Source organism: Elioraea sp. Yellowstone (assembly GCF_006704265.1).
Classification (GTDB): Bacteria; Pseudomonadota; Alphaproteobacteria; order Acetobacterales; family Acetobacteraceae; genus Elioraea.
In genome coordinates this window covers 1-2,905 of record NZ_VIKA01000245.1, presented here as the reverse complement: position 1 = coordinate 2,905, position 2,905 = coordinate 1, and the positions used below count along the sequence as shown (strand labels likewise).

Genomic DNA, 2,905 nt, shown 5'->3' with positions numbered 1-2,905 from the left:
TCGGCCGCTTCGGTCGCCGACCGTGCAGATACCGAGATCGGCGCCGCACTCGGTGCGACGCATGTGCTGCGCGGCCGTGCGCACCGCATCGGGCCCGAGCCCGGCGCCGGCGGCGAACCACGCCTCCATCCCGTCATGCGGCGCCACGCCCGCCTCCGCCGAGAGCCGCAGGATCGCCGGCGCCATCGCCGCGGCGCCACCGGAAGGATCGCGCTCGAGCAGCGCGGGCAGCAGCCCGGCGATGTGCTCGCGATACGGGCCGGCCACGTCGGCGACCCGCAGCTCGGGTGCGAGCGCGCGCACGAAGCCGCGCGCCGCCCCCTCCTGCGCGCGCCGCCAGGCGAGCAGGCGCGGATAGAGCGTCTTGGGATCGCCGCCCGCGGCGTCCTCGGCCTCGGCGGCGGCGCGCAGCTCGGCGAGCCCGAGCGCCTCGCGCGCGATCAGCGCCGCGGTCGCCGCCGCCTCGGGCGCGATGCCGTCGGCAAGCCGGGCGAAGGCGGCAAGACCCATGCGGTCGAGCAGATCGTTGGCGAGGAGCATCGCGACGAGCTCGCGTCGCAACGGATGCGCCGCGATCGCCTCGGCGAAGCGCTCGCGCACGGCGGCGGGGAAGTAGTGGGCGAGGTCGCGCGCGAAGGCCGGATCGTCGGGCAGGGGCGAGCCGATCAGCGCATCCGTCAGCCAGAGCTTGGCGTGCGAGAGCAGCACGATCAGTTCGGGCCGCGTCAGCCCCGCCGTGCCGCGGGCGGCCAGCGTCGCCGCGTCCGGCAGGCCGGCCACCGCGCGGTCGAGCCCGGCCTCCGCCTCCAGCCGCGCGATCAGCGCCGCATGCGGGCCGGCGGCCGACGGATCCATCCGCTCGAGCGAGACGCCGAGCGACTGGCGCGCATTGGTGGCGAGCACATGCGCGGCGACATCCTCGGTGACCGAGACGAGCAGCGCGTCGCGCTGCTTGGCGGTGAGGTCGCCGGCCTGCACCAGGCCGTCGAGCAGGATCTTCAGGTTCACCTCGTGGTCGGAGGTGTCGACACCGGCGGAGTTGTGCAGGCTGTCGGTGTCGACGCGCACGCCGGCGAGCGCGGCCTCCACGCGCGCGGCCTGGGTCAGCGCGAGATTGGCGCCCTCGCCGACCACTCTCGCGCGCAGCGCCGCCGCATCGATGCGGATCGCGTCGTTGGCGCGGTCGCCCGCCTCGGCGTGGCTCTCGTGCGTCGCTTTGACGAAGGTGCCGATGCCGCCGAAATAGAGCAGGTCCGCCGGCATCGCGAGGATCGCGCGCATCACCGCCTCGGGCGGCGGACGCTCGGCGGCGATGCCCAGCATCGCCCGCGCCTCGGCCGAGAGCGGCACGGTCTTGGCGTTGCGCGGAAAGACGCCGCCGCCCGCGCTCAGCTTCGTCTTGTCGTAGTCGGCCCAGGAGGAGCGCGGCAGCGCGAACAGCCGCGCGCGCTCGGCGTAGGCGACAGCCGGGTCGGGATCGGGATCGAGGAAGATGTGGCGATGGTCGAAGGCGGCGCGCAGCCGCAGCATCCGCGAGAGCAGCACGCCGTTGCCGAACACGTCGCCCGACATGTCGCCCACGCCGACGACGTCGATCGGCTCGCGGTCGATGTCGACGCCGAGCTCGCGGAAGTGGCGGCGGATGCAGACGAAGGCGCCGCGCGCGGTGATGCCGAGGCCCTTGTGGTCGTAGCCCTTCGAGCCGCCGGAGGCGAAGGCGTCGCCGAGCCAGAAGCCGCGCTCGAGCGCGATCGCGTTGGCGATGTCGCTGAAGGTCGCCGTGCCCTTGTCGGCGGCGGCGACGATGTAGGGATCGTCGCCGTCGCGGCGCACCACGCGCTCGGGCGGCACGATCCGTCCCGCCACCCGGTTGTCGGTGAGGTCGAGCATCGCGCCGATCAGCAGGCGATAGCAGGCGATGCCCTCGGCCTGCAGCGCCTCGCGGTCGCGCGCGGCATCGCCCGCGGGCGCGGGCGGGCGCTTCAGCACGAAGCCGCCCTTCGCGCCCGTGGGCACGATCACGGTGTTCTTCAGGGTCTGCGCCTTCATCAGGCCGAGGATCTCGGTGCGGAAATCCTCCCGCCGGTCCGACCAGCGGATCCCCCCTCGCGCGACCGGCCCGCCGCGCAGGTGCACGCCCTCCATGCGCGGCCCGTGCACGAAGATCTCGCGATAGGGCACGGGCGGCGGCAGGTCGCCGACCGCGCGGCTGTCGATCTTGAAGGCGATCGTCGGCGCGGCCGCATCGCGGAAGAAGCTCGTGCGCACGACGCCGTCGAGGGCGGCGCGCAGGCGCGTCAGGATGCGGTCCTCGTCGGGGCTCTCGACCGCGTCGAGCACGGCGCGCCAGCGCTGGTCGAGCGCGGCCTCGGCGGCGCCGTCGCGCGCGCGGTCGGGGTCGAAGCGCGCGTGGAACAGGTCGACCAGGAGCCGCGTCGCCTCCGGCTGGGCGGCGAGTGCCGCCTCGACCGCGCCCTGGCTGAAGGCGAAGCCCGCCTGCTTCAGCCAGCGGTAGAGGGCGCGCAGCATCCACGCCTCGCGCCAGGCGAGGCCGGCGCGCACCACCAGGCGGTTGAACCCGTCCGCCTCGGCCCGGCCGTGCCAGAGCGCCTCCAGCGCCGCGGCGACGGCGCCGGCGCGCGCGGCATCGAAGGGTGCATGATCCTCGGTCTCGAGCAGGAACTCGTGCAGTACCACGGCGCGCGCACCCGCTCCGGCGGGCTGCAGATGGTGCGGCACCTCCTCGATCGCGCGCAGGCCAAGGCTCTCGATCAGCGGCAGGATGTCGGAGAGCGGCACCGGCCGGTCGGGATGCGCGACGCGCAGCGCGAGCGCGTGGGCCGGGGCTCCCTGCGGCCGGGCGAGCGCGAGCTGCAGCGCGCCGGCGGCGAGCGCGGCCTCGGCC

1 protein-coding gene is annotated in these 2,905 nt (G+C 75.1%); it reads right to left on the bottom strand.

All coding sequences use genetic code 11. From position 1 onward, the window contains the following. The coding region (locus FK498_RS18275; protein ID WP_141857083.1) for an NAD-glutamate dehydrogenase domain-containing protein at positions 1-2,905 on the bottom strand (2,905 nt) is incomplete at both ends.